The sequence below is a fragment of the Oleiphilus sp. HI0079 genome (assembly GCF_001635105.1).
Window position 1 is genome coordinate 1 of the sequence record NZ_LWFT01000152.1, and the last position, 760, is coordinate 760.

The window sequence follows — 760 nt, forward strand, 5'->3', positions numbered from 1 at the left end:
AAGTCTAAGTAGAACGATCCAAAAATCAGGAAAGCCTAAAAATAAGGTCTGCCCCCTCAGCGGACGGCAGACCTTGTAAAAGCTCCGACTAGACTACGCAGCAACACTTTCCTCAGACGCATTCTGCTCGGCATAAAGCGCTTCAAGGCGCTCAGAATTAGCCAACAAATATTCAAAGGCGCTAAGAGAGGCTTTCGAACCTTCACCCATCGCAATCACGATCTGCTTGTAAGGAACGGTGCTCACATCACCCGCGGCATAAATGCCTTTACTTGAGGTATGGCACTTCTCATCAATGATAATCTCGCCATATTGGCTTGTCTCGATCACATCCTTGACAAAGGCACTGTTTGGCACAAGTCCGATCTGAACAAAGATACCGTCCAGCGCGACGTTTTTCACCTCATCGCTGGTGCGATCAAGATACTTCAAGCCGTTCACTTTGCCGTCTGCGGCCGTCACTTCCTGAGTCGCGGCACTCTTGATAATGCTGATGTTATCGCGCTTCTCTGCTTGATTAATCAGCACCTGATCCGCCCGCAGCGTATCGCCAAACTCAAGAACGGTAACGCTTTTAACAATACCGGCAAGATCCAGCGCCGCTTCAATACCTGAGTTACCACCACCAATCACGGCAACATCCTTACCTTTAAAGAACGGGCCATCACAGTGTGGGCAGTAAGCGACACCGTTACCAATGTTTTCTTTCTCACCAGGTACGTTTAGCTCTCTCCACTTCGCACCCGTCGCTACGATCAGT

General features: G+C 49.5%; 1 protein-coding gene. It reads right to left on the bottom strand.

From position 1 onward, the window contains the following. Positions 1-93 precede the first annotated feature (93 nt). The coding region (locus A3750_RS02285) for an FAD-dependent oxidoreductase (RefSeq protein ID WP_197474817.1) at positions 94-760 on the bottom strand (667 nt) is incomplete at its 5' end.